The 20,669-nt window shown below is 65.0% G+C and carries 21 protein-coding genes; 11 read left to right on the top strand and 10 right to left on the bottom strand.

Annotated features, from left to right (window positions below; translation table 11 throughout):
* Window positions 1-26 precede the first annotated feature (26 nt).
* The 3 genes from crcB (BST12_RS05290) to BST12_RS05280 are packed head-to-tail and all read left to right on the top strand — an operon-like array spanning window position 27 to window position 1,884.
* Window positions 27-425: a fluoride efflux transporter CrcB gene (gene crcB, locus BST12_RS05290; RefSeq protein WP_083111971.1), complete on the top strand. Its 399-nt coding sequence runs from the start codon at window positions 27-29 to the stop codon at window positions 423-425.
* Window positions 422-790: a fluoride efflux transporter CrcB gene (gene crcB / locus BST12_RS05285; protein ID WP_083111970.1), complete on the top strand. Its 369-nt coding sequence runs from the start codon at window positions 422-424 to the stop codon at window positions 788-790. Before crcB (BST12_RS05290) ends, crcB (BST12_RS05285) begins: the two co-directional genes overlap by 4 nt.
* Window positions 787-1,884, top strand: a complete 1,098-nt coding sequence (locus tag BST12_RS05280) for a DUF190 domain-containing protein (protein WP_083111969.1) — start codon at window positions 787-789, stop codon at window positions 1,882-1,884. Before crcB (BST12_RS05285) ends, BST12_RS05280 begins: the two co-directional genes overlap by 4 nt.
* On the opposite strand, the gene BST12_RS05275 is transcribed toward BST12_RS05280, so the two are convergent.
* The 3 genes from BST12_RS05275 to BST12_RS05265 are packed head-to-tail and all read right to left on the bottom strand — an operon-like array spanning window position 1,878 to window position 4,464.
* Window positions 1,878-2,747 carry an LLM class F420-dependent oxidoreductase gene (locus BST12_RS05275; protein ID WP_083111968.1) on the bottom strand — a complete coding sequence of 290 codons (870 nt, stop codon included), beginning with the start codon at window positions 2,745-2,747 and terminating at the stop codon, window positions 1,878-1,880. The two genes, BST12_RS05280 and BST12_RS05275, sit on opposite strands and share 7 nt — an antisense overlap.
* Window positions 2,748-2,761: 14 nt before the next feature.
* Window positions 2,762-4,099, bottom strand: coding sequence for an FAD-dependent oxidoreductase (locus BST12_RS05270; protein WP_170062054.1), 1,338 nt, complete (start codon window positions 4,097-4,099; stop codon window positions 2,762-2,764).
* A 2-nt stretch (window positions 4,100-4,101) separates the two neighbouring features.
* Window positions 4,102-4,464 (bottom strand): DUF488 domain-containing protein, encoded by a 363-nt coding sequence (locus BST12_RS05265; protein WP_083111966.1) that lies wholly within the window; start codon window positions 4,462-4,464, stop codon window positions 4,102-4,104.
* 276 nt (window positions 4,465-4,740) lie between these two features.
* Here BST12_RS05265 and BST12_RS05260 point away from each other — a divergent pair, with 276 nt between their 5' ends.
* Window positions 4,741-5,244: a DUF2231 domain-containing protein gene (locus BST12_RS05260; protein ID WP_083111965.1), complete on the top strand. Its 504-nt coding sequence runs from the start codon at window positions 4,741-4,743 to the stop codon at window positions 5,242-5,244.
* Between the two features lie 32 nt (window positions 5,245-5,276).
* Here BST12_RS05260 and BST12_RS05255 read toward each other — a convergent pair whose 3' ends face one another.
* Complete coding sequence (locus BST12_RS05255) at window positions 5,277-6,194, bottom strand: HpcH/HpaI aldolase/citrate lyase family protein (protein ID WP_083111964.1); 918 nt, start codon at window positions 6,192-6,194, stop codon at window positions 5,277-5,279.
* Window positions 6,195-6,415: 221 nt separating this feature from the next.
* Between BST12_RS05255 and BST12_RS05250 the strand changes: the two genes are divergently transcribed.
* From BST12_RS05250 to BST12_RS05235, 4 genes are read left to right on the top strand one after another with little or no spacing between them, the layout of a single operon-like run.
* Window positions 6,416-7,450 carry a polyprenyl synthetase family protein gene (locus tag BST12_RS05250; RefSeq protein ID WP_083112110.1) on the top strand — a complete coding sequence of 345 codons (1,035 nt, stop codon included), beginning with the start codon at window positions 6,416-6,418 and terminating at the stop codon, window positions 7,448-7,450.
* Complete coding sequence (locus BST12_RS05245) at window positions 7,447-9,024, top strand: MFS transporter (RefSeq protein ID WP_372510950.1); 1,578 nt, start codon at window positions 7,447-7,449, stop codon at window positions 9,022-9,024. Before BST12_RS05250 ends, BST12_RS05245 begins: the two co-directional genes overlap by 4 nt.
* 52 nt (window positions 9,025-9,076) lie before the next feature.
* Entirely contained in the window at window positions 9,077-9,544 is a 468-nt protein-coding gene (locus BST12_RS05240) for an SRPBCC family protein (protein ID WP_083112109.1), read from the top strand.
* Window positions 9,537-11,357, top strand: a complete 1,821-nt coding sequence (locus BST12_RS05235; RefSeq protein ID WP_083111962.1) for a sulfatase-like hydrolase/transferase — start codon at window positions 9,537-9,539, stop codon at window positions 11,355-11,357. Before BST12_RS05240 ends, BST12_RS05235 begins: the two co-directional genes overlap by 8 nt.
* On the opposite strand, the gene BST12_RS05230 is transcribed toward BST12_RS05235, so the two are convergent.
* The 3 genes from BST12_RS05230 to BST12_RS05220 are packed head-to-tail and all read right to left on the bottom strand — an operon-like array spanning window position 11,358 to window position 13,992.
* Window positions 11,358-12,185, bottom strand: coding sequence for an LLM class F420-dependent oxidoreductase (locus BST12_RS05230; RefSeq protein ID WP_083111961.1), 828 nt, complete (start codon window positions 12,183-12,185; stop codon window positions 11,358-11,360).
* Window positions 12,186-12,198: 13 nt separating this feature from the next.
* Window positions 12,199-13,737 (bottom strand): adenylate/guanylate cyclase domain-containing protein, encoded by a 1,539-nt coding sequence (locus BST12_RS05225; RefSeq protein WP_083111960.1) that lies wholly within the window; start codon window positions 13,735-13,737, stop codon window positions 12,199-12,201.
* A 33-nt stretch (window positions 13,738-13,770) separates the two neighbouring features.
* A complete protein-coding gene (locus tag BST12_RS05220) occupies window positions 13,771-13,992 on the bottom strand; it encodes an acyl carrier protein (protein WP_083111959.1) in 222 nt (73 codons plus the stop codon).
* Window positions 13,993-14,107: 115 nt separating this feature from the next.
* Here BST12_RS05220 and BST12_RS05215 point away from each other — a divergent pair, with 115 nt between their 5' ends.
* Window positions 14,108-15,061, top strand: coding sequence for a TIGR03557 family F420-dependent LLM class oxidoreductase (locus BST12_RS05215; RefSeq protein ID WP_083111958.1), 954 nt, complete (start codon window positions 14,108-14,110; stop codon window positions 15,059-15,061).
* Between the two features lie 43 nt (window positions 15,062-15,104).
* Here BST12_RS05215 and BST12_RS05210 read toward each other — a convergent pair whose 3' ends face one another.
* The gene (locus BST12_RS05210) at window positions 15,105-17,387 is read right to left on the bottom strand and encodes an arylsulfatase (RefSeq protein WP_245850080.1); all 2,283 of its coding nucleotides are present in this window, start codon (window positions 17,385-17,387) and stop codon (window positions 15,105-15,107) included.
* Window positions 17,388-17,504: 117 nt separating this feature from the next.
* Entirely contained in the window at window positions 17,505-18,056 is a 552-nt protein-coding gene (locus BST12_RS05205; RefSeq protein WP_083111956.1) for a TetR/AcrR family transcriptional regulator, read from the bottom strand.
* A 114-nt stretch (window positions 18,057-18,170) separates the two neighbouring features.
* On the opposite strand from BST12_RS05205, the gene BST12_RS05200 reads away from it, so the two are divergent.
* Window positions 18,171-19,367, top strand: a complete 1,197-nt coding sequence (locus BST12_RS05200) for a cytochrome P450 (protein WP_083111955.1) — start codon at window positions 18,171-18,173, stop codon at window positions 19,365-19,367.
* On the opposite strand, the gene BST12_RS05195 is transcribed toward BST12_RS05200, so the two are convergent.
* Window positions 19,323-19,736 (bottom strand): DUF4267 domain-containing protein, encoded by a 414-nt coding sequence (locus tag BST12_RS05195; RefSeq protein ID WP_083111954.1) that lies wholly within the window; start codon window positions 19,734-19,736, stop codon window positions 19,323-19,325. The two genes, BST12_RS05200 and BST12_RS05195, sit on opposite strands and share 45 nt — an antisense overlap.
* A gap of 47 nt (window positions 19,737-19,783) precedes the next feature.
* Here BST12_RS05195 and BST12_RS05190 point away from each other — a divergent pair, with 47 nt between their 5' ends.
* Window positions 19,784-20,668, top strand: coding sequence for an Rv3090 family protease (locus tag BST12_RS05190; protein ID WP_083111953.1), 885 nt, complete (start codon window positions 19,784-19,786; stop codon window positions 20,666-20,668).
* Window position 20,669 lies beyond the last annotated feature (1 nt).

The following is a 20,669-nucleotide window of genomic DNA, read 5'->3' as shown; positions in this document are numbered from 1 at the left end:
GTTGGCCGATCGAAGGGAAACAACCAGTGGCAGGCCGCGATTACCGGGAGTTGGCCGCGATTTTCGCCGGCGGAGCGCTGGGCGCACTGGCTCGAGCGGCGCTCGGCACGCTCGCGGTCCCCGACCCGGCGCGCTGGCCCTGGCCGACCTTCACCGTCAACATCGTCGGCGCCTTCCTGGTGGGTTACTTCACCACGCGGCTACTGGAGCGATTACCGCTGTCCAGCTATCGGCGCCCGCTACTGGGCACCGGATTGTGCGGCGGGCTCACCACTTTTTCCACCATGCAGGTCGAGACCATCAAGATGCTCGAACACGGCCACTGGGCGCTGGCCACCGCCTATACGGTCACCAGCATCGCGCTCGGCTTGTTGGCTGTGCACCTGGCGACGGTCCTGGTCCGCCGGGTGCGAGTGCGCTCATGACGACGGTCCTGGTCTGGGCCGGCGTCATGGTCATCGGTGGCATCGGATCGGTGTCTCGTTTTCTGGTGGACCGCACGATCGCGCGCCGGATGGCACGGTCGTTCCCATACGGCACCTTGACGGTGAACATCAGCGGCGCCGTGCTGCTGGGTTTCCTCGCCGGCCTGGCGCTACCCAAAGACGTGGCACTACTGGCCGGCACCGCGTTCGTCGGCGCGTACACCACCTTTTCCACCTGGATGCTGGAAACCCAGCGGCTCAGCGAAGAGCGCCAGATGGTTACCGCGTTCGCCAATATCGCCGTCAGCGTCGTACTCGGTTTAGTCGCCGCCGTGCTGGGGCAGTGGATCGCGGAGCAGATATGAGCGAGCAATCTCTGAAGTTGACCGCGTACTTCGGCGAGCGCCAGCGCGCGGTCGATACGCCAAGACGGTTCCTGGCCGACGCCATGTTGGATTTGTTCGACACCCGCGAAGTCGCGACCAGCGTGATGATGCGCGGTACCACCGGCTTTGGGCCCAAGCACGAACTGCGCGGCGACCAAACGCTGAGCCTGTCCGAGGACCCGCCGGTGACCATCGTCGCCGTGGACGTCGAGTCGAAGATTCGTCCGCTCGTCGAAGATGCGACGGCCATGACCGGTACCGGTTTTGTGACGCTGGAACGCGCACGACTGGTCACCCGGCATAGCGGTGCCGACGCGCTCAACGACATCGACAGTCGAACCGGGGACGCCACCAAACTCACCGTCTACGTCGGCCGGCAAGTGCGATGCGCCGGCGCACCGGCCTACCACGCCGTGTGCGAACTGTTGTATCGGCATGGATTCGCAGGTGCCACAGTACTTTTGGGGGTCGACGGCACGGCGTACGGTGAGCGCTACCGGGCCCGGTTCTTCGGGCGCAATACCAACGTTCCGCAGATGATCATCGCCATCGGGTCTGCTCCACAGGTGACGGCCGCTGCCGCCGAACTCACCACGCTGCTGCCCAATCCCCTGCTGACCATCGAACGGGTTCGCCTGTGCAAACGCGACGGTGAGTTATTTGCCCGTCCTCAACAGCTGCCGCAGACCGATACCCAAGGTCGCACCCTGTGGCAAAAGCTGATGGTGCACACCGCCGAAGCGACCCACCACGACGGGCAACCGATCCACCGCGCACTCGTTTACCGGCTGATGCAGTCCGAGACGGCCCGCGGCGCAACCGCGCTGCGCGGCATATGGGGCTTTCACGGCAACCACAAACCCCACGGAGACAAGCTGTTTCAGATCGTCCGGCGCGTCCCGGTGACCACCATCATCGTCGATACACCCGACGCGATCGCACGCAGTTTCGACATCGTCAACGAGCTGACCACCCACCACGGGCTGGTAACCAGCGAAATGGTCCCCGCGGCAGTGTCCCTCACCGGATCCGCACACTCCGCGGAAACCCAACTGGCACAGTACGATTACTGACCGGGCGTCCACTGCTCGGCCAACGCCGAAATCCAGTCGGGCACCGCGCCGGGATCAGCTGGTGGCGCCTCAACAATGACCAACTCGTCCACCCCGAGTTCGGCAAGCGCACCGACGTCATCTGATTGCAGGTTTCGCAGGGCCACCGCAAGCCGCAGTTCACCACGTTCGCGGCCGGCATCGGCGCACAGCCGTTCGAGCTTGCCGATGCTTTCGCGCACCGCGGCCACCCCGTCGAGATTGAAGCCGTACCAGCCGTCGGCCCAGGCCGCCACTCGCCGCAGGGCGGCATCACTGTTGCCGCCGACCACAATCGGAATCCGGCGATCGCGGACCGGTTTGGGGTTGACCCGGATCGAGTCGAAGCCGACGAATCTTCCCTCGAAGGAGGCGACGTCGTCGCGCCACAGGGTGCGCATGGCGGAAACGTACTCGGCGGTGCGCGCGGCGCGATGTTCGAACGGCACTCCAAGAGCGTCGAACTCCTCGCGCGACCACCCGACGCCCACACCGAGAGTCAGCCGCCCGCCGCTGAGCCGATCCAGGCTGGCGGCCTGTTTGGCCACGATCACGGGATTGTGTTCGGGCAGCAACAGCACGCCGGTGGCAACGGTGATCCGCGACGACGCCGCCGCGGCGAAACCCAGCGCGATCATCGGGTCAAGCCAATCCGCTTGTGCCGGAACGGCGATGACGCCGTCATCGGAGTAGGGGTAGCGCGATTGCGATCGGTCCACCATCACGACGTGTTCGCCGGCCCACAGGGTGGCGAACCCGCTTTCCTCGGCCGCGGACGCGACGGCATCGATCACGGCCCGGGCAGCGCCGGCGCCGATTCCCAGTGCGTGCAATCCCAGCTGCATCCGACCCCGATCTCTCAATTGACGTCAGCGAACTCGCGCTGAACCATGTGGTAGGAGAAGTCGATCGTGTGCTCGACCATCTCGAAAGCCATTGCGCTGCCAAGGAAATAGGTATTCAGCTTACCCTGCAACGCATCGGCACGGTCGTATAGGCCGGCCGCGACATCGGCGCAGGAGAAGCGGGGAAAGTATCGCCACTGTTGGGTGTGGAGCACCGACCCGAGTGAGATCCCGACGTGAGCGAGGTCTCGACGCAACCGGTCGACCGCGGCGTCGGCGTTCCAAGGATTATCGGGATCACCGTAGTGGTAGAAGACGCGCAACTTGCTGTCAGACCAAGGCCGAATCGAGGAATGGCCGCCCGCGTGCCCCAATTGTTCGGCGCCGTAGGCAAAATGCATCTCCGCGTCGTCAAACAGCGCAGAGGATTCCGCCAGCGTGCCGTAGTACTCCGTGTACTCCAGGCGCTTGAAGACTGACGCGGTTTCCTCGGCCAGCCCGGCGGGGGTGTCATCCGCAAGAAGATCGGCAGCGGCGTCCAAAGGCATCGCCAGCAATACCTTGTCGAATCGCTGGGGTTCGGCATGCCCGGCACAGTGGATGATGACACCGTCTTGACTGCGGCAGATCCGGGTGATCGTGGTGCCCGTGGTCACGTCGAAATCCCTTGCCACAGCCTCGAATAGGGCCTGATAACCAGAAGTGAACGAAAGCATGGGAGCGGCGCGCCTGCTGACCATTGTCCATAGCGCTTGGCGAACGGACATCCGCGGGTGGCAAAGCATGTACTTCAATAGGTATTGGGCGGCAACAGATGAATATGGGCCATATCCCATGTTGGCGACAGCGGGTTCCCAGGCGGGCAGCAGCAGTTCCAATTTGTTCGCTCGCGCCCAATCAGACATGGGTTGGGCGATCTCCTGCCTCAGACTTTCCAGCTCAGGAAAGCCGGTGAAGGCGAATCCGGGGCGGTCGAAGAACCTACGGTATTTGGATACGTAGTGCTGGGCGCGCGCCAACATGATGAGACGTTGGCGGGCTGAGTATTTTTCGGCGTGCGCATCAACGATGTCGGCCCAACGCTGGTTCGCCAGGTCGACGACAGACCTGGTGCCGCTGAGCGACGAGAGCTGCAAACCATATCGCTTGGCCAGCTCCATCGCATGTCGACAGCGGTCGCTGATCAGCACCGCACCCAGGTCGTAATGTCGACCGTCGACCTCGACACTCATCGCCTTGCCGCCGACGCGATCAGCCTTTTCGAAGATCTTGACGTCGCGGTACCCGAGGTCGCGCAGCTTGACCGCCGCGGCGAGGCCAGCCGGCCCTGCGCCGACAATCGCGATGCGCAACGTCAATCCTTCCCGCGGGTGAGCAACTCCACCAGGACGGCAAGGTGCGTGCCGTCCAGCTGACGGGTGGCGGTGACCAGGGTGACGACGCCGCGCTCGGCTCGCTTGCGCAGTTCGTCCAGTGCGGGATTGCCGGCCAGTTCCGCCTCGTAGCGCGCGGCGAATTCGCCGAACCGCTCGGGCCGGTGGTTATACCACTCGCGTAGTTCCTTCGACGGTGCGACTTCCTTGCACCAGATGCCCACTCGGGGATCGTCTTTACGGATACCGCGGGGCCACATGCCGTCGACCAGCACGCGCTGGCCCTCATCGGGATCGATCTCGTCATAGATCCGTGCCGCTCGGACGCCGCGGTTGCCACTCATGAATAGATCAGCTTGCTGTGCTTGGTGCAGTAGTTGATGAGTCCCTGCGGAGTCAGTAGATCATCTTGTGCCACTGGGCAAATCAGCACTGTCAAGTCCGTAACGGGCGCCGCGAGCGTTACCAGGTGCCCCATCATTCGTCTCCTCGATGCCGACGTTGTCAACCCCGATCGCAAACGTTACGCCGCAAAGCGGCCCACACCGGTGTTTGGTTTGACGATTCGGCACACCGGCGGACGGGTATGCGGCGAGTTAGCCGTACGACAAGGAGTAGCCATGGAAAGTCGCGCGAAGGCACTCGGCCATGCCATCCACCCGATGTTGATTCCATTTCCCCTCGGGTTGCTGGCCACGGCGGTGGTGTTCGACATCGTCTACCTGATCACCGACAAGGCCGGATTCGCACTGGCATCGGCCTATGCAATCGGCGCTGGCATTATCGGCGGTTTGATTGCAGCACCTTTCGGCTGGATCGACTGGCTGAAGATTCCACGCAACACGCGGGCCAAGCGCGTCGGCCTCGTGCACGGCCTCGGCAACCTGCTTGTAGTGGTGTTGTTTGCAGTCAGCTGGGCGCTGCGTGCCAACAGTGACGGCTGGGTTCCCACAACCTGGGCGCTGGGCTGCAGCTTCGTCGCGGTGGTGGTGGCGACCGCCGCCGGCTGGCTGGGTGGCGAACTGGTCGAGCGCCTCGGCGTCGGCGTCGACGACGGCGCCCACACCGACGCGCCGAGCTCGCTGGCTGCCAAGCGGGTAGGGACTGCGCCGACTGCAACCTGACGCGGCGCCGCCCTCTGGTTCCGCGACGCTGGTCAGTAGTGGTAAGTGTCCGACGGCGCCGGCGAGTGCACCGGTTCATCCTCGAACTCGGAGGCCTCGATGCCGTAGGACCGCGCCAGATCGAGAATCTTGGTGGCACGAGCGATGCGCGGCAGGTCCGACCCGTTGCGGATCTCTCCCCCGTCGCGCTCGAATTCAGCGAAAAACTCTTTCGCCCAACCGATTTCGTCTTGCGACGGCGACAGGCCCTCATTCACCACGGCACACTGCTCCGGCGAAAGGCAAATCTTGCCGGTCATTCCGAACTCGACCGAGACGGCACTGGCCTCGATCAGCTTGAGCGGATTGGAACCGATGGTGGGCCCGTCGATCGCACTGGGCAGCCCGGCCGCCTTGGCCGCGATGGTGAAGCGTGACCGGGCGTAGGCCAGCGTGGTCGGGTCCTCGCCGAAACCGGTGTCCCGGCGGAAGTCTCCGATACCGAAGGCGAGCCGGAAGGTGCCCTTGGCGGCAGCGATCTCGGTGATGCGCTCCAGCCCGCGGGCCGTTTCCACCAGGGCGACGATCGGGACGTTGGGCAGTCGGCGCGCGGTCTCGGTGATGTGGTCCACCGATTCGACCATCGCCAGCATCACCCCGCCCACCGGGGTGTTGGCCAACTCGGCGATGTCCTTGGCCCACCACGGCGTGCCGAAGCCGTTGATGCGGACCCAGTCCTTGTTGTCGGCAGTCAGCCAGCGCACCACATTGTCGCGCGCGACGTCCTTGTCTTTGGGCGCAACCGCATCCTCGATATCGAAAACGACGATATCCGCGCGGGAATGGGAGGCAGCTTGGAACCGGTCGGCGTGCGTGCCGTTGACCAATAACCAGCTTCGAGCCAGAACCGGATCGATGCGCGAACCTATGTCAGCGGGATCCGCCGCCTCGTAGTTGACTTGGTCATACATTGCGTGCTGCGCCGCCTCTTCATTCCGTCCGGTGAGTTCGTGCCCCTAAACCGTAGCGGCGAGCCGGCAACGAGTTGATCCTGGTCTCTTTTCACGAAACGTTGCTGCACTAACTAACCCTCCGGTAAATTTCCCGCTTACCCGCTGCGCGCAACGTTCCCGGGTGAAGACTCCCCAGGGTGGACGGCGCTGGCAGGCGAACGGTCGGAGAGGTGGTGATCATGACCGAAACGGCGCAACCGGTCTGCGCTGCCGGAGCCACGACGCGCGTCGAAACCCTGCTTGCCGAGACCCGCCTTCTCATCGAACCGGCACAACGCGCCGTGATCGAAACCCTTCCGCCCGCCATTCGCCATATCGTCGGCTTTCATCTGGGCTGGTGGGACGCAGATGGCCGGGAAAGTTCCGGAGGCGGCGGCAAGGCGGTCCGCCCGGCGTTGACCATTGCCTGTGCGCGAGCCGCAGGCGGCTCCGCGCAAGCCGCGATCACACCCGCTGTTGCCGTGGAGTTGCTGCACGACTTTTCATTGCTCCACGACGACATCATGGATGGCGATCTGACCCGGCGGCATCGGCCTACGGCCTGGGCCGCGTTCGGGCTACCGATGGCCTTGCTGGCCGGTGACGCGCTTTTTCTATTGGCCTCTGAATTGATCCACGACGGCCCGTCGGGGACCGCGATCAGAAGTGCCGCGCTGGAATTGTGCGCCGGACAGTCCGACGACATTGCGTTCGAAAGCCGCGCGGCGGTGGGCCTGGCGGAGTGTCTGCGCATGTCGGAGGCCAAGACAGGGGCGTTGCTCGGGGTGGCATGCCAGTTGGGCGCCCTTTCGGTAGCCGACGACATCGAGTTGGCCAGTTTGTATGGGCAATTCGGGCGGCACTTAGGAATTGCTTTTCAGCTGATCGATGACATTCTCGGCATTTGGGGCGGGGAATCGGTTACCGGTAAACCGATTTTTTCCGACGTCAGGTCGAGAAAGAAGTCTTTGCCGGTGGTGGCGGCTTTGACCTCCGGCACGTCCGCCGGTCACGAATTGGCCAGGCTGTACGCCAGGACCGACACCCTCGACGATCGCGAGCTGAGCCGGGTCGCCGACCTCGTCGATGCCGCCGGCGGCCGCACATGGGCGGAAACCGAGGCTCAGCGGTATCGCGCCAGCGCGCTGGACGCGCTGGCGGCCGCCAAACCGCAGCCTTGCGCGGTGGCGGATTTGCACGCGCTGGCCGAGTTGGTCACCAACCGCGTGTGTTGAACTTCGTTCGCGGCGCCGTCTTGGTATTCGGGGCCGGAGCCATCACCCCGCGCGCTCGTCCCGGCATCGCGATAGCCGTCCTATGCATCAGCAATTTCGTCGCCAGCATCGATATGACGATCGTCAATGTCGCTCTGCCCACGCTGTCGCGCGTCATGCGAGCCGACAACGCCGAACTGCAATGGGTCGTCGATGCCTACACCTTGACCTCAGCCGGATTGTTGTTGCCGGCGGGCAACTTGGGCGATCGTTACGGCCAACGCGGCTGGCTCAACATCGGTCTCGCCCTATTCGCCGCGACGTCCGCGATTGCCGCCAGCGCCAACTCGCCCGGGACGCTCATCGCGGCGCGCGCGGCCATGGGAATCGGCGCGGCGATCATTTTTCCGACCACGCTGGCACTGGTCACCAACATCTCCACCGACGCGACCCAGCGCGCCAGGGCGATCGGTGTGTGGTCGGCGATGAACGGCATCGGGATAGCCGTCGGCCCGATTACCGGAGGCTGGCTGCTCGAACACTTCGCCCTGGGTTCCATCTTCTGGATCAACGTCCCGATCGCCGTCTCGGCCCTCGTCGGGACGATTCTGTTCGTGCCGACATCGCGCGATCCCGCTTGCCCCCCAACGCATTTCGGCGGACTGTTGGTGTCCGCGACCGGCGTGACCGTGTTGGTCTACACGCTGATCGAAGGGCCCAACAACGGCTGGGTCAGCGTGCGGACCGGCGCCGGTTTCGTGATCGCGGCCATCATGTTGTCGTTGCTCTGCCGGCTGGAGCGGCGGACCTCGCACCCGGCGCTCGATTGGTCGATTTTTGCCGATCGGCGCTTCGCGGGCGGAAGCGTTGCCGTCACGACGGCCTATCTTGCGCTGTGCGGGTTCATTTTCATCGGCACCCAATATCTGCAATTCATGACCGCTTATCTGCCGTTGGAAACCGGCGTCCGATTGCTGCCGCTGGCGTTCTCGTTCGCCGGCGCCAGCGTGCTGGCACCCAGAATCGTCGAACGGTTCGGCACCACCGCCGTCGTCACCGCCGGACTACTGATCTTCGCTGCCGCCTTGGCAGGATCGGGGACCTTCACCACCCACACGCCGTACTGGGTGATCGGTTCGACGATGGCCCTGCTGGGTGGCGGCCTTGGTCTCACCATGGCCCCGGCCACCGAGGCGATCATGGGTTCGCTGAGCCCGTCGAACGCGGGCACCGGATCGGCGGTGACCGGTGTGACGCGCCAACTCGGCGGCTGCCTCGGTGTGGCGATCGCGGGCAGCGTTTTCGCCTCGGTCTATGCCAGATCACTGGATGGCCGTGCCGCACTGTCCGAGCTGGATCCCGGCGTGCGCGCCGCGCTGCGCCAGTCGATGGCCGCCGCCGAGCACGAGCTGGGCCGGCTGCCCACGACGCAGGCGCATGGCCTGCGCCCGCTCGTCGAATCCGCGTTCCTCGACGGTGTGTGGGCGGGTTGTCTGACGTGTGCGGGTTTCGCGGTGGCCGGCGCGATCATCGTCACAGTCCTGCTGCCCCCGCGCGCCCAGCCGCGTCGCGACGCGGCAGCGCCGGACGCGTGACGTGACCGCCGATGCGCAATGCACCCGGCAATCTCGGACAAATCTCAGGGTCATGGTGTTGGATGGCGGAGTGTCAGACATCAGCCGCAGCCGGACGATAACGGCGCCGCCACAGGCGATCTGGGATGTATTGGCAGACTTCGGCTCGCTGAGTTCGTGGGCCGACAACGTCGACCACTCATGTGTATTGAACGGCGGCCCCGACGGCTCCCCCGTGGGCACCACCCGCCGCGTGCAGGTCGGTCGCAACGCCCTGCTGGAGCGCATCACCGAGTTCGATCCGACGGCCGCGCTGGCCTACGACATCGAGGGCCTGCCGGCCCGGTTGCGCAAGGTCGCCAACCGCTGGACGCTGCGTCCGGCGGGGAATACCACCGAGGTCACCTTGACCAGCACGGTCGAGATCGGGACCGCGCCGCCGGCCCGGCTGGCCGAGCAGGTCGCACTCCGTGTCCTGGCCAAGCAGTCCGACACGCTGCTGACCGGGCTGGCACACCGATTGGAGAACACCCATGTCTGAGCGTCCCGACATCGTCATCTTGATGACCGACGAGGAACGCGCGATCCCGCCCTACGAGTCACCCGAGCTGTTGCAGTGGCGCCGCCAGACCCTGGCCGGCCGTCGCTGGTTCGACGAGCACGGGGTGAACTTCACCCGGCATTACACCGGCTCGCTGGCGTGCGTGCCGAGCCGTCCGACGATCTTCACCGGACAGTATCCCGACCTGCACGGCGTTACGCAGACCGACGGCATCGGCAAGCGGTTCGACGATTCGCGGCTGCGCTGGCTGCGGGCCGGCGAGGTGCCGACGCTGGGCAACTGGTTTCGCGCGGCCGGATACGACACCCACTACGACGGCAAGTGGCACATCTCGCACGCCGACGTCGAGGACCCGGCGACGGGCGCCTCGCTGGCCACCAACGACGACGACGGCGTCGTCGACGCGGCAGCCGTGCAGCGCTACCTGAACGCCGACCCCCTGGCCCCGTACGGCTTCTCCGGTTGGGTGGGCCCCGAGCCGCACGGCGCCGGCAACGCCAACAGCGGATACCGGCGCGACCCGTTGATCGCCGACCGGGTGGTCGCCTGGCTGAAGGACCGCTACGCCCGGCGTCGTGCCGGTGACGAAGCCGCGCTGCGCCCGTTCTTGCTGGTGGCCAGTTTCGTCAACCCGCACGACATCGTGCTGTTCCCGGCATGGGTACGGCGCAGCCCGCTGCAACCCTCCCCGCTGGACCCGCCACCGGTGCCGGCGCCGCCGACCGCCGACGAGGACCTGTCCACCAAGCCGGCCGCGCAAATCGCCTTCCGGGAGGCGTACTACTCCGGATACGGTCCGGCGCCGGCGATCAGCCGCAGCTACGAACGCAATAAGCAGCGCTATCGCGACCTCTACTACCGCTTGCACGCCGAAGTCGACACCCCGATCGACCGGGTCCGCCGCGCGGTCACCGAAGACGGGTCCGATAACGCCGTGCTGGTGCGCACCTCCGATCACGGCGATCTGCTGGGCGCGCACGGCGGGCTGCACCAGAAGTGGTTCAACCTGTACGACGAAGCCACCCGGGTGCCGTTCGTCATCGCCCGGATCGGCGAGCACGCCACCACGCCGCGCACCATCGAGGCACCGACTTCACACGTCGACCTAGTGCCGACGCTGCTCGGGGCGGCCGACATCGACGTCGACGCCACTGCCGATGTGCTCGCCGAATCGTTCTCCGAGGTGCATCCGCTGCCCGGCCGCGACCTGATGCCCGTGGTCGACGGGGCACCGGCCGACGAAAGCCGGCCCGTCTACCTGATGACGCGCGACAACGTGCTCGAAGGCGACACCGGTGCTTCGGCGTTGGCCCGACAACTCGGCCGCGACGTGAATCCCCCTGCGCCACTGCGTATTAGGGTGCCTGCGCACGTGGCCGCCAATTTCGAGGGCCTGGTCGTGCGCGTCGACGAGCCCGAAGCCGGCGGCGCCGTCGGCGGGGCGGGACACCTGTGGAAGCTGGTGCGCACCTTTGACGACCCGGCCACCTGGACCGAACCCGGGGTGCGGCACCTGGCCACCAATGGCCTTGGCGGCGACGCGTATCGCACCGACCCGCTCGATGACCAATGGGAGCTCTACGACCTGACAACCGACCCGGTCGAGGCGGATAACCGGTGGGGCGATCCCGATCTGCACGAGTTGCGCCAGCATCTCAGAATGCAACTCAAACAGCAGCGGGCGTCGTCGGTGCCCGAGCGAAATGCACCGTGGCCGTACGCCAACCGGCAGCCGCCGACGGGCGAATCACAGGGCGTGCTGCGTCGGGTGCTGGGGCGATTCGGCCGCTGACTATCCCAATTGAGCCAGGTCGGCGGCCAAGGCGTCCAGGTATCGAAGCGTCTCGTCGCGAGGTTCGGTCGGCAGCTCGAACAGGACCCGCTCCACTCCTAGATCGGCATAGCCCGCAACGGCTTTCGCCGTTTGCTCACCCCACTGGCAGACGGTAACCGCCACGTCGGAGCCGGCCACCGCGCGTAGCTCTTCGAGCGGACCGGACAGCAACTCCGGGGCGGGGCAGATCGCGATCCATCCGGCATTCAGCGCGGCGATGCGCTTGAAGCTGGATGGGCCGCCACCCACATACAGCGGTGGATAGGGCTTCGACACCGGCTTGGGCCAAAGGTAAATCGGATCGAAATCCACATATTTTCCATGGAATTCCGCCTTCTCTTGCGTCCAGATCTCGATCATCGCGCGCAGCCGCTCGTCGGTGACGCGCCCGCGCACCGCCGGATCCACGCCGTGATTGGCGACTTCTTCACGTAGCCAGCCCACACCGACGCCAAGGCGAAACCTGCCCTGCGACACCACATCCAGCGACGCGACCTCTTTGGCCATCATGATCGGATCGCGCTCCGGAATGAGCGCGATACCGGTGCCCAGAACCAGGCGCTGGGTGGTAACCGCCGCCGCGGTCAGTGCCACGAACGGATCCAATGGCCGGTAGTACTTGCGTGGAATGTCGCCGCCGCCCGGATACTGGCTCGAGTGATTGACCGGGATGTGCGTGTGCTCGGCTAAGAACACCGACTCAAAGCCACGCTCCTCGAGCGCCGCACCGAGCTCCGCTGGGCCGATGCTCTCGTCGGTAACGAACGTCAGAACCCCGAAATCCATGCCGCTCCTCTCGTCATTGCCTGGTGGGCGGGGCAATGCGGGCCACCCCGCGCAGGATCCAGGGCGTGCGCTTGGCGATCAGGGCCGCCGCGCGGTCCGACCGTCGCATGCCGGTTCGGGGGCCCGGGGTTGGCGTCGCCGCCAACTGCGCCTCGACCGACCCTGATTGCGCGCCATCACGTTGGAGCGCAAGCAGTTGCCAAATCCCCGGCACGCCGCGCAGTTCAACGTTGCCGCGGTCCTCGAAACCGGTGCCTGAGCCCACGACCAGATCGCGCACGGTGCGCGACACGATGATTTCACCGCCGTTCGCCTGGCCGAGTATCCGTGCGGCGATGTGCACCGCGATCCCGCCGATGTCATTGTCCACCAGCTCGCATTCGCCGGTATGGATGCCGGCGCGGATCTGGATGCCCAGTGTATCCGCCTCCGTGCTCAGCGATTCCGCGCAGCGAATGGCTTGTGTTGGACCCTCAAACGTCACCAGGTGACCGTCGCCGGTGCTCTTGACGACGGTGCCGCCGAATCGCTGCACAACTTCGGTCGTGATCTCCCCAAAGCGCTGCAAGATCGCCCGCCACCGCTCATCGCCGGTGGCCGCCGCTCGTTCGGTCGACGACACGATGTCGGTGAACAGCACGGTGCGCAGAGCGCGATGTGACCGCACGGACGCGGCATGACTGCCGACCAGTTTCTCGATCTCAGACATCATCCGGTCGGGCGCGGAGAACCAGGGCGCGTGGTCCTCGCCGTCGACTTCGAGCAGCCGTGCGCCCGGGATGTGATCGGCAAGATAGCGGCCGCACTGCACCGGGCAACCCGGGTCCTTCGTGGCGTGGACCACGAGGGTTGGCACCGTCAGCGTTGGCAGGATGGGACGGACGTCAACCTCGAATGCCGACGTGAGGGTCGCTCGCGCCATTCCCGGGCTCGCACTCATGCGCTCGAGCATTCCGAGTTGCCGTATGGATCGAACAGCCGGCAGGAGGAACTTGAGGGACGCACCACTGCCCCAAGAAGAGCGGACCGAGCGGGCGAATCCCATGCTGTGCGCGATCTGATCTTGCGGCGGCGCGTACTTCTCGCCGATATCGGCAACGAGGCGCATGCGCACTTCGGCTGGGTCCTTGTCGAGATCCTCCCAACCCCCGACACCCGACCACGCGTATGTGCTGCAGAGGACCAGCGCCCGCGTGCGCTCGGGTCGCGTCGCCGCGAAGAGGATAGCGGCCGGGCCACCTTCGCTCAGACCGAAGAGCACAGCATTGCCGAAACCGGCGGCATCCATCACTGCCTCGATCTCGGTGGCCCGATCATCGAGCGTGCGCACCTGCGAAACTGGGTCCGACAGCCCGACCCCGGCCTTGTCGAACAACAGGATCCGGCAAAAGGTGCCAAGCCGGTCGAAAAGGACTTTGATTTCGGGCATGGTCCAGAACAGCTCAACGTGGCTGACGAACGACCAAGCAAACACGAGCTCCACTGGCCCGTCGCCGAAGACCTGATAGGCCAGGCTCAGGTCGCCGCAGGGTGCATACGACGTCTCCGCCACGCGCTGAGCGTACCGAGGCCGTGCTGAATTGAGCTATCGCGACGACTGAAGTTCGGCTAGCAGTTCATGACAGCGCTGGGCACGCTGCGAATCTTCGGCCATGACGTCCTCGAAAAACTTTGCCACGCTGTCCAGTCCGGCATTTTTCGCGTCACGGACATACTGTCCGTAGTCATGACCGGCTTTCAGTGAGTGGTATTGCAGTGAGATCAGGTCGAAGCTGACGTCGTCGAATCCGGTTTCTCCGGTAGCCATGCTTGCTCCCTCCCGAGGTGATGTGCTGACACGTCGGTGCTACCCGCCCGCCGGCGACATAAACGCGACGGGCCGCGGCATGCATGACGTGCCCGCAACCGGGTAGCCCACACCCATGACGAAGATCGGATACTTCTTGTCCTGCGAGCAATTCGGTCCGGCAGAGCTGATCGACCAAGCCAAACGCGCCGAAGCCGCCGGCTTCGACGCGCTGTGGATCTCCGATCATTTCCACCCGTGGAACGACGAGCAGGGCCAAAGCCCATTCGTATGGGGAGTCATCGGGGCCTTGTCACAAGTGACAAGGCTGCCGGTGACTACTGCGGTCACCTGCCCGACGATCCGCATCCACCCCGCGATCATCGCCCACGCAGCCGCGACGGCGGCGGTCCAATTGGACGGACGCTTCATTCTCGGTGTGGGTAGTGGCGAGGCGCTCAACGAGCACGTGCTGGGTGATCGCTGGCCCTCGGTCGGCGTGCGGCAACAGATGCTCGAGGAGGCGATCGAGCTGATCCGGCTGCTGCACAAGGGTGACGAGATCAGCCATCACGGCAAGTACTACGAGGTTCAGGAAGCACGCATCTACACCTGCCCGGAAAAGCCCGTGCCGATATATGTTTCAGGCTTCGGCCCACAGGGCGCGCAGCTGGCCGGGCGCATTGGCGACGGGTACTGCCTGGCGATGCCCGAGATCGAACTGGTGCAGGCCTTCCGGGACGCCGGCGGAGGTAACAAGCCGGTTCAGGCCGGCACCAAGGTCAGCTGGGACCGCGACCCGGACACCGCGCTCAAGGTCGCACACCGGCTATGGGCCAACGAGGGCCTGCCCGGCCAGACCGCCCAAATACTGCCCAGGCCAAAGGATTTCGCCGAATTGATGACTCTGGTTCCGCCGGACACCGTCGCGGAGTCGGTTACCTGCGGACCGGACGCCGACAAGCATGCCGCCCAGCTCCGCCAGTATCTCGATGCCGGCATCGACGAGGTGTACGTCCAGCAGATCGGACCGGATATGGACGGATTCTTCAGCGCCTGGGAGCGCGAGGTGCTTCCGCAGTTGGACTAATGCCAGAAGCTGACTACTCCGTTACCGATGCCGCAGCAGTGGCTTATCGCAGCTGGATCGTGACCTCTTTGATCGTGCTGTTGAACGGGAAGGTGCTGTTATAGGTGTCGGCCGCCGGTGTGCCGCCGTCCATGCCGATGTCGATTCCCTCGTCAGCGCTGAATCCAAATGGCACGGTGCGCTCGATACGCGCTTCCCCGACTGGGCGACCGTTGAGCAGCAACCTCGCTATGCCGCCCTTGCCCAGACCTCCACCGTCGTAGTCGAATTCGACTGCGACGGTAGCTTCCCCGGCGGGAAGCAGCTGCGTTGCGGTGACCGTGGTGTATTCCGAGCCGAAGTAGTTGTAGGTGAAGTGCGGCAAACCGTTCTGGACGTACAGCGACAACCCGGCGAAATACCCCCCGGCGGCCAGCAGAACGCCTTCGACTACCGTGCCGCCGGGGGTGTCGATTGTCGCTGTGATCGAATACGACCGGTTGAACGCGCTGCGAATTATGTCCTCCGGCATGCGGATTGCGCCCTGCCCGAAGGAGATCGCAGACCGCTCGCCCAGAATTGTGGGACGGGCACCCATCGCGCGGATGGGTCCGCGGTCATCAAGCGGAAAGACGCTGTTCTTCTCGGCTTCGGATTCGAACAATGCCTTCAGTTCGGCAAGCTTGTCCGGGTGCTCGGTGGATAGGTCGACGGCCTGGCTGTAGTCGCTGCGCAGATCGTAAAGCTCCCAGCGGTCGTCGGAAAACGCCGGAAGTGCGCCCTTCTTCCACTGAATTTTTCCGTGGTAAGTGCACGCGATCCAATTCTCGTGATAGATGCCGCGGGTGCCCTGTATCTCGAAGTACTGGGTGCGGCGACGGTCCTGGGCCGCGGCATCGTCGAAGGTATAGGCCAGGCTGATGCCGTCGTAGGGCCGTTGGGCCACACCGTTGACCACCATCGGCGCCGGGATGCCGGCGGCTTCCAGGATGGTGGGGGCAATGTCGATGACGTGGTGAAACTGGGAGCGCAGGCCGCCGCCTTCGGCGATTCGCCCGGGCCAGGTCACAACCATCGGGTTGCGGGTGCCCCCGAAGTGGCTGGCGAACTGTTTGGTGAACTGGAACGGCGAGCACGTCGCCCACGCGAATCCGACCGGATACTCATTGCTGGCCTTCGGCCCGCCGAATTCGTCCATCTTGGATAGGACGACCGCGACATCCTCTTGGAGTCCGTTCAATGCGACCATTTCGTTGAAGACACCGTCGATTCCGCCCGCCGGGGCAGCTCCGTTGTCGCCGATGATGTAGAGGAACAGCGTGTTGTCCCATGCGGACATGTCCTTGAGGGCCGTAACCATCCGCCCGATCTCGTAATCTGTGTGGGCCAAAAACCCCGCGTAGACCTCCATCAGCCGTGATGCAATGCGCTGCCTATCCGGCGAGATCGAGTCCCACGCGGGAATGGACTCGTGGCGCGGCGTCAATGCGGCATCCGCGGGGATCACCCCAAGCTGTTTTTGGCGAGCGAAGATTTGCTCGCGTAGCGTGTCCCAGCCCTGGTCGAACTGCCCTCGGAACGGCTCGCTCCACTCGGGTGCGACCTGGTGCGGCGCGTGGGTCGCCCCGGGAGCCCAATAGACGAAAAATGGGCGGTCCGGAGCGATGGACCGCTGCCGATGTACCCATTCGATCATCCGATCGGCCAGATCGGTGGTCAGGTGGTAGTTCTCGACTCCTTCGGGACGTTCGATGGGCGTCGTGCCGTGATAGAGACCGGGATTGTATTGGTGCGCTTCACCACCCATGAACCCGTAGAACTCTTCGAAACCCATGCTCGTCGGCCACCGATCGAACGGGCCGGCCGGGCTGACCTCCCACACCGGGGTGTTATGCCATTTGCCGAACGCCGCGGTGCTGTACCCGTTGAGCCGCAATGTCTCGGCGACAGTGGCGGCAGATTTCGGGATGATGCTGTTGTAGCCGTCGTATCCGGTGGCCCACTCGGTGATGTTGCCGGTATTCACCACATGGTGGTTGCGGCCGGTGAGCAATGCCGCCCGCGTGGGAGAGCACAGCGCGGTGGTATGAAACCGGTTGTAGCGCAGCCCTTCTGCCGCCAACGCATCGCCGGTAGGAGATGGAACCGGGCCGCCGAAGGTAGCAGTGGACCCGAACCCCACGTCATCAAGTAGCACGATCACCACATTGGGGGCGCCCTCCGGAGGCCGGATGGGCGTGATCCGCGGCATCACCGATTCCGGAATCGTCGGTCCGGCCTTGCCGCCGGTCGGTGTGTCAGGCAGCGGCAGCCTGGTGCGATCGAACTCTGCCGGCGCGCCTCGCATCATTGCCTCACCTGGTTTCACGTCGGTCGAATCCGTGTTCTCCGCAGATCACAAAGTTAGTGGGCATGACCCCGTGCGGTGGACTCAGGGTCGGCAGGCAACGCGCGATCCCGATGGTCAGCCTGGCCCGGCCTTGGCGGTCAACCGGAACAAGGCCCGATCCAGCGTCGGCAGGATTTCGGTGATCGCAATCTCGCCCGCAGAAAAGCGCGCCACCAGTCCGTACGCCAGGTTGGACACGATCGCGGGCAGGTCTTCGACAAGATCGGGTTCGGCGTCGCCGAGCACGGCCATGGTGACGGGTATGACGGCGTCCAGGCCGCGGCTCACCAGCCGCGCGCCACCGGGGGCAGACCGGGCCCGAAAGTAGGCGCGCAGCATGTCCGGATGACGTTCCCATGGCTCGAAAATCGTTCGGAACACCTGCATTAGGCCGTCGTAGATGGATTCTCCCGGGTCGTGAGTCTGCGTCGCCAAAGCGGCATAACGGTTTTCGTCCATCCAGCGCTCGAGCGCCGCGAGGATGAGGGCGTCGCGAGTCGGGTAACGCTTGTAGATGGTGGTCAACGACGTCCGCGCACGCTTGGCGACTTCGCGCAGCTGCACCGCGTCATACCCGTCGGTCTCCAAGATGTCCACGACGACGCCCAGGATCGGGTCGCCGGTCATCACTTCAGCGCTTGCCACCTGTACCCTTGCCCTCGTTGAGTAACGAGGTTACCGTACCGAGTGTAACGAGGTTACTCAACGAGGAGGGCCGGATGCCCAAAACGGGGCCAGCACATGACAGTTAGCACCGATGTCTACTACGACCCGTATGACGTCAACATCACCGCCAACCCGTATCCCACCTTCGCTCGGCTGCGCGACGAGGCGCCGTTGTATTACAACGAGCGCTACAACTTCTGGGCGATCTCCCGCCACGCCGACGTCGAGCAGGCCCTCTCGGACTGGGAAACGTTCTCCAACAGCCGAAGTGACATCCTCGAACTGATCCAGTCGAAGTTCGACATGCCGCCGGGCGTGATGATGTTCGAGGACCCGCCCACGCACACCATGCTGCGCGGCGTGATGTCGCGGGTCTTCACCCCGCGCCGGATGGCCGCGATAGAGGACCAGATCCGCCGCTATTGCATTCGGTGCCTGGACCCGCTGGTGGGTTCCGACGGCTTCGACATCATCGCCGAGCTGGCGTCGATGATGCCGATGCGCGTCATCGGGATGCTGCTGGGCATCCCCGAAGACGAACAGATCGGCGTGCGCGACGCCAACGACGCCAACCTGCGCACCCGGCCCGGCACACCCATGAAAGTGGCCGACCCGGACGCGATCGCCGACGGCCGCATCTACGCCGACTACGTCGACTGGCGCGCCAAGAACCCGTCCGACGACCTGATGACCGCGCTGCTCAACGTCGAGTTCGAAGACGCCACCGGCGTGACGAGAAAGCTCACCCGCAAAGAGGTGCTGCACTACACCCAGGTGGTGGCCGGGGCGGGCAATGAAACGACGGGCCGGCTGATCGGCTGGCTGGCCAAGGTGCTCGCCGAGCATCCCGATCAGCGCGCCGAAGTCGCACAAGACCGCTCGCTACTGACCCGCGCGGTCGACGAGACGTTGCGCTTCGAGCCGACCGGGCCGCACGTCGCGCGCTACACGATCCGCGATTTCGAGGCCTACGGCACCACCGTGCCGGCCGGCAGCGCAATACTGCTGCTGTTCGGCTCGGCCAACCGAGACCCGTTGCGCTACAAGGATCCTGACACTTTCAACCTCCACCGCGACAACATCTCGCACCTCACGTTCGGCAAGGGTGTGCACTACTGCCTGGGCGCCAATCTGGCCCGCCTGGAGGGACGGGTCGCACTCGACGAGTTGCTCAACCGGTGGCCGCGGTGGGATGTCGACTACGACAGCCTCAAGCTCGCGCCCACCTCAACGGTCCGCGGCTGGGAGCGCCTTCGCATTGTCGTGGCGTGACGGGCGCCGCCGCGTGGCACCCCACAACCCCACCCCGATGCCGACCACCGCACCGCCCAGGCCGATGGCGCGTTGCGCCGGCTTGAGTTCCTCGTGCACGCTCAGCCCGCCAAGCAGGTCGGCGGCGTCGGCGCCGCCGGAGGCCAAAAACCAGCCGCGGGTGTTCTTGCCCCGCAGCGCCGCCGCCGCAAGCAGTCCACCGATCAACGCGTCGCGGTAGCCCATCGACCGCAACAACAATTGCGCCGTCGCCGTTTGATCATCGGGATCGCCCCAGAGCCGATTGGCGGCCATCGGGTCGTAGAGGAAAGAAAGGCCCGAGGCGAGCCGGATGCTGCCCGCGACCAGTGCGGCACGATCGATCGACATGCCAGCAGCCTAGGCTGCCTCTACCGCCTGCAGAAGGAGAGCGATCGATGACGTGGCAGATCGTGCTGTTTGTCATTTGCTTGATCATCGCCGGAGTCGCCGGCATCTTCTGGCTCGTCAACCGCACCAGCGCGAGCTCGCGCACCAAAGCGGTCACGGTGGGCGCCCTGGCAGCCGCGTTGCTGTTCTTCCTGTGGGGCTGCTTCACCATCGTCGGCACGCGACAGATCGCGATCGTGACCACCTTCGGCCGCCCCAACGGGGTGAGCCTGAACAACGGCTTCCACGCCAAGTGGCCGTGGCAGATGACCCACCAGATGGACGGTGCGGTGCAGATCGACAAATACGTCAAAGTGGGTAGCCACGACGAGCGCATCATGGTGCGGCTGGGCAACCAATCCACCGCGCTGGCCGACGTCAGCATCCGCTGGCAGCTCAAGCAGCATGCCGCGCCTGAACTGTTCCAGCAGTACAAGACTTTCGACAATGTCCGGGTCAACCTGATCGAGCGGAATCTCTCGGTTGCCCTCAACGAGGTGTTCGCCGCCTTCAATCCCCTGGACCCGCAGAACCTCGATGTCTCGCCGCTGCCCAGCCTGGCCAAGCGCGCCGCCGACATCATGCGTCAGGACGTCGGCGGCCAGGTCGACATCTTCGACGTCAACGTGCCCACCATCCAGTACGACCAGGGCACCGAGGACAAGATCAATCAGCTCAACCAGCAGCGCGCTCAGACCTCGATCGCGGTGGAGGCACAGCGCACCGCCGAGGCCCAGGCCAAAGCCAACGAAATCCTTTCCCGCTCGATCAGCAACGACCCCAACGTCGTGGTGCAGAACTGCATCACGGCCGCGATCAACAAGGGAATCAGTCCGCTGGGCTGCTGGCCGGGCAGCTCAGCGCTGCCGACCATCCCCGTACCGGGACACTGAT

Source organism: Mycobacterium angelicum (genome assembly GCF_002086155.1).
Taxonomy (GTDB): Bacteria; Actinomycetota; Actinomycetes; order Mycobacteriales; family Mycobacteriaceae; genus Mycobacterium; species Mycobacterium angelicum.
Note: the sequence above shows the minus strand (reverse complement) of the source record. Positions and strands in the feature narration are given on the sequence as shown.

What these genes read in the sequence shown, in the direction of transcription:
- crcB (WP_083111970.1), top strand. Translation starts at nt 422, where the DNA reads ATGACGACGGTCCTGGTCTGGGCCGGCGTCATGGTCATCGGTGGCATC.
- BST12_RS05280 (WP_083111969.1), top strand. Translation starts at nt 787, where the DNA reads ATGAGCGAGCAATCTCTGAAGTTGACCGCGTACTTCGGCGAGCGCCAG.
- BST12_RS05275 (WP_083111968.1), bottom strand. Translation starts at nt 2,747, where the DNA reads ATGCAGCTGGGATTGCACGCACTGGGAATCGGCGCCGGCGCTGCCCGG.
- BST12_RS05265 (WP_083111966.1), bottom strand. Translation starts at nt 4,464, where the DNA reads ATGAGTGGCAACCGCGGCGTCCGAGCGGCACGGATCTATGACGAGATC.
- BST12_RS05260 (WP_083111965.1), top strand. Translation starts at nt 4,741, where the DNA reads ATGGAAAGTCGCGCGAAGGCACTCGGCCATGCCATCCACCCGATGTTG.
- BST12_RS05255 (WP_083111964.1), bottom strand. Translation starts at nt 6,194, where the DNA reads ATGTATGACCAAGTCAACTACGAGGCGGCGGATCCCGCTGACATAGGT.
- BST12_RS05250 (WP_083112110.1), top strand. Translation starts at nt 6,416, where the DNA reads ATGACCGAAACGGCGCAACCGGTCTGCGCTGCCGGAGCCACGACGCGC.
- BST12_RS05240 (WP_083112109.1), top strand. Translation starts at nt 9,077, where the DNA reads ATGGTGTTGGATGGCGGAGTGTCAGACATCAGCCGCAGCCGGACGATA.
- BST12_RS05235 (WP_083111962.1), top strand. Translation starts at nt 9,537, where the DNA reads ATGTCTGAGCGTCCCGACATCGTCATCTTGATGACCGACGAGGAACGC.
- BST12_RS05230 (WP_083111961.1), bottom strand. Translation starts at nt 12,185, where the DNA reads ATGGATTTCGGGGTTCTGACGTTCGTTACCGACGAGAGCATCGGCCCA.
- BST12_RS05220 (WP_083111959.1), bottom strand. Translation starts at nt 13,992, where the DNA reads ATGGCTACCGGAGAAACCGGATTCGACGACGTCAGCTTCGACCTGATC.
- BST12_RS05215 (WP_083111958.1), top strand. Translation starts at nt 14,108, where the DNA reads ATGACGAAGATCGGATACTTCTTGTCCTGCGAGCAATTCGGTCCGGCA.
- BST12_RS05210 (WP_245850080.1), bottom strand. Translation starts at nt 17,387, where the DNA reads ATGCGAGGCGCGCCGGCAGAGTTCGATCGCACCAGGCTGCCGCTGCCT.
- BST12_RS05205 (WP_083111956.1), bottom strand. Translation starts at nt 18,056, where the DNA reads ATGACCGGCGACCCGATCCTGGGCGTCGTCGTGGACATCTTGGAGACC.
- BST12_RS05200 (WP_083111955.1), top strand. Translation starts at nt 18,171, where the DNA reads ATGACAGTTAGCACCGATGTCTACTACGACCCGTATGACGTCAACATC.
- BST12_RS05195 (WP_083111954.1), bottom strand. Translation starts at nt 19,736, where the DNA reads ATGTCGATCGATCGTGCCGCACTGGTCGCGGGCAGCATCCGGCTCGCC.
- BST12_RS05190 (WP_083111953.1), top strand. Translation starts at nt 19,784, where the DNA reads ATGACGTGGCAGATCGTGCTGTTTGTCATTTGCTTGATCATCGCCGGA.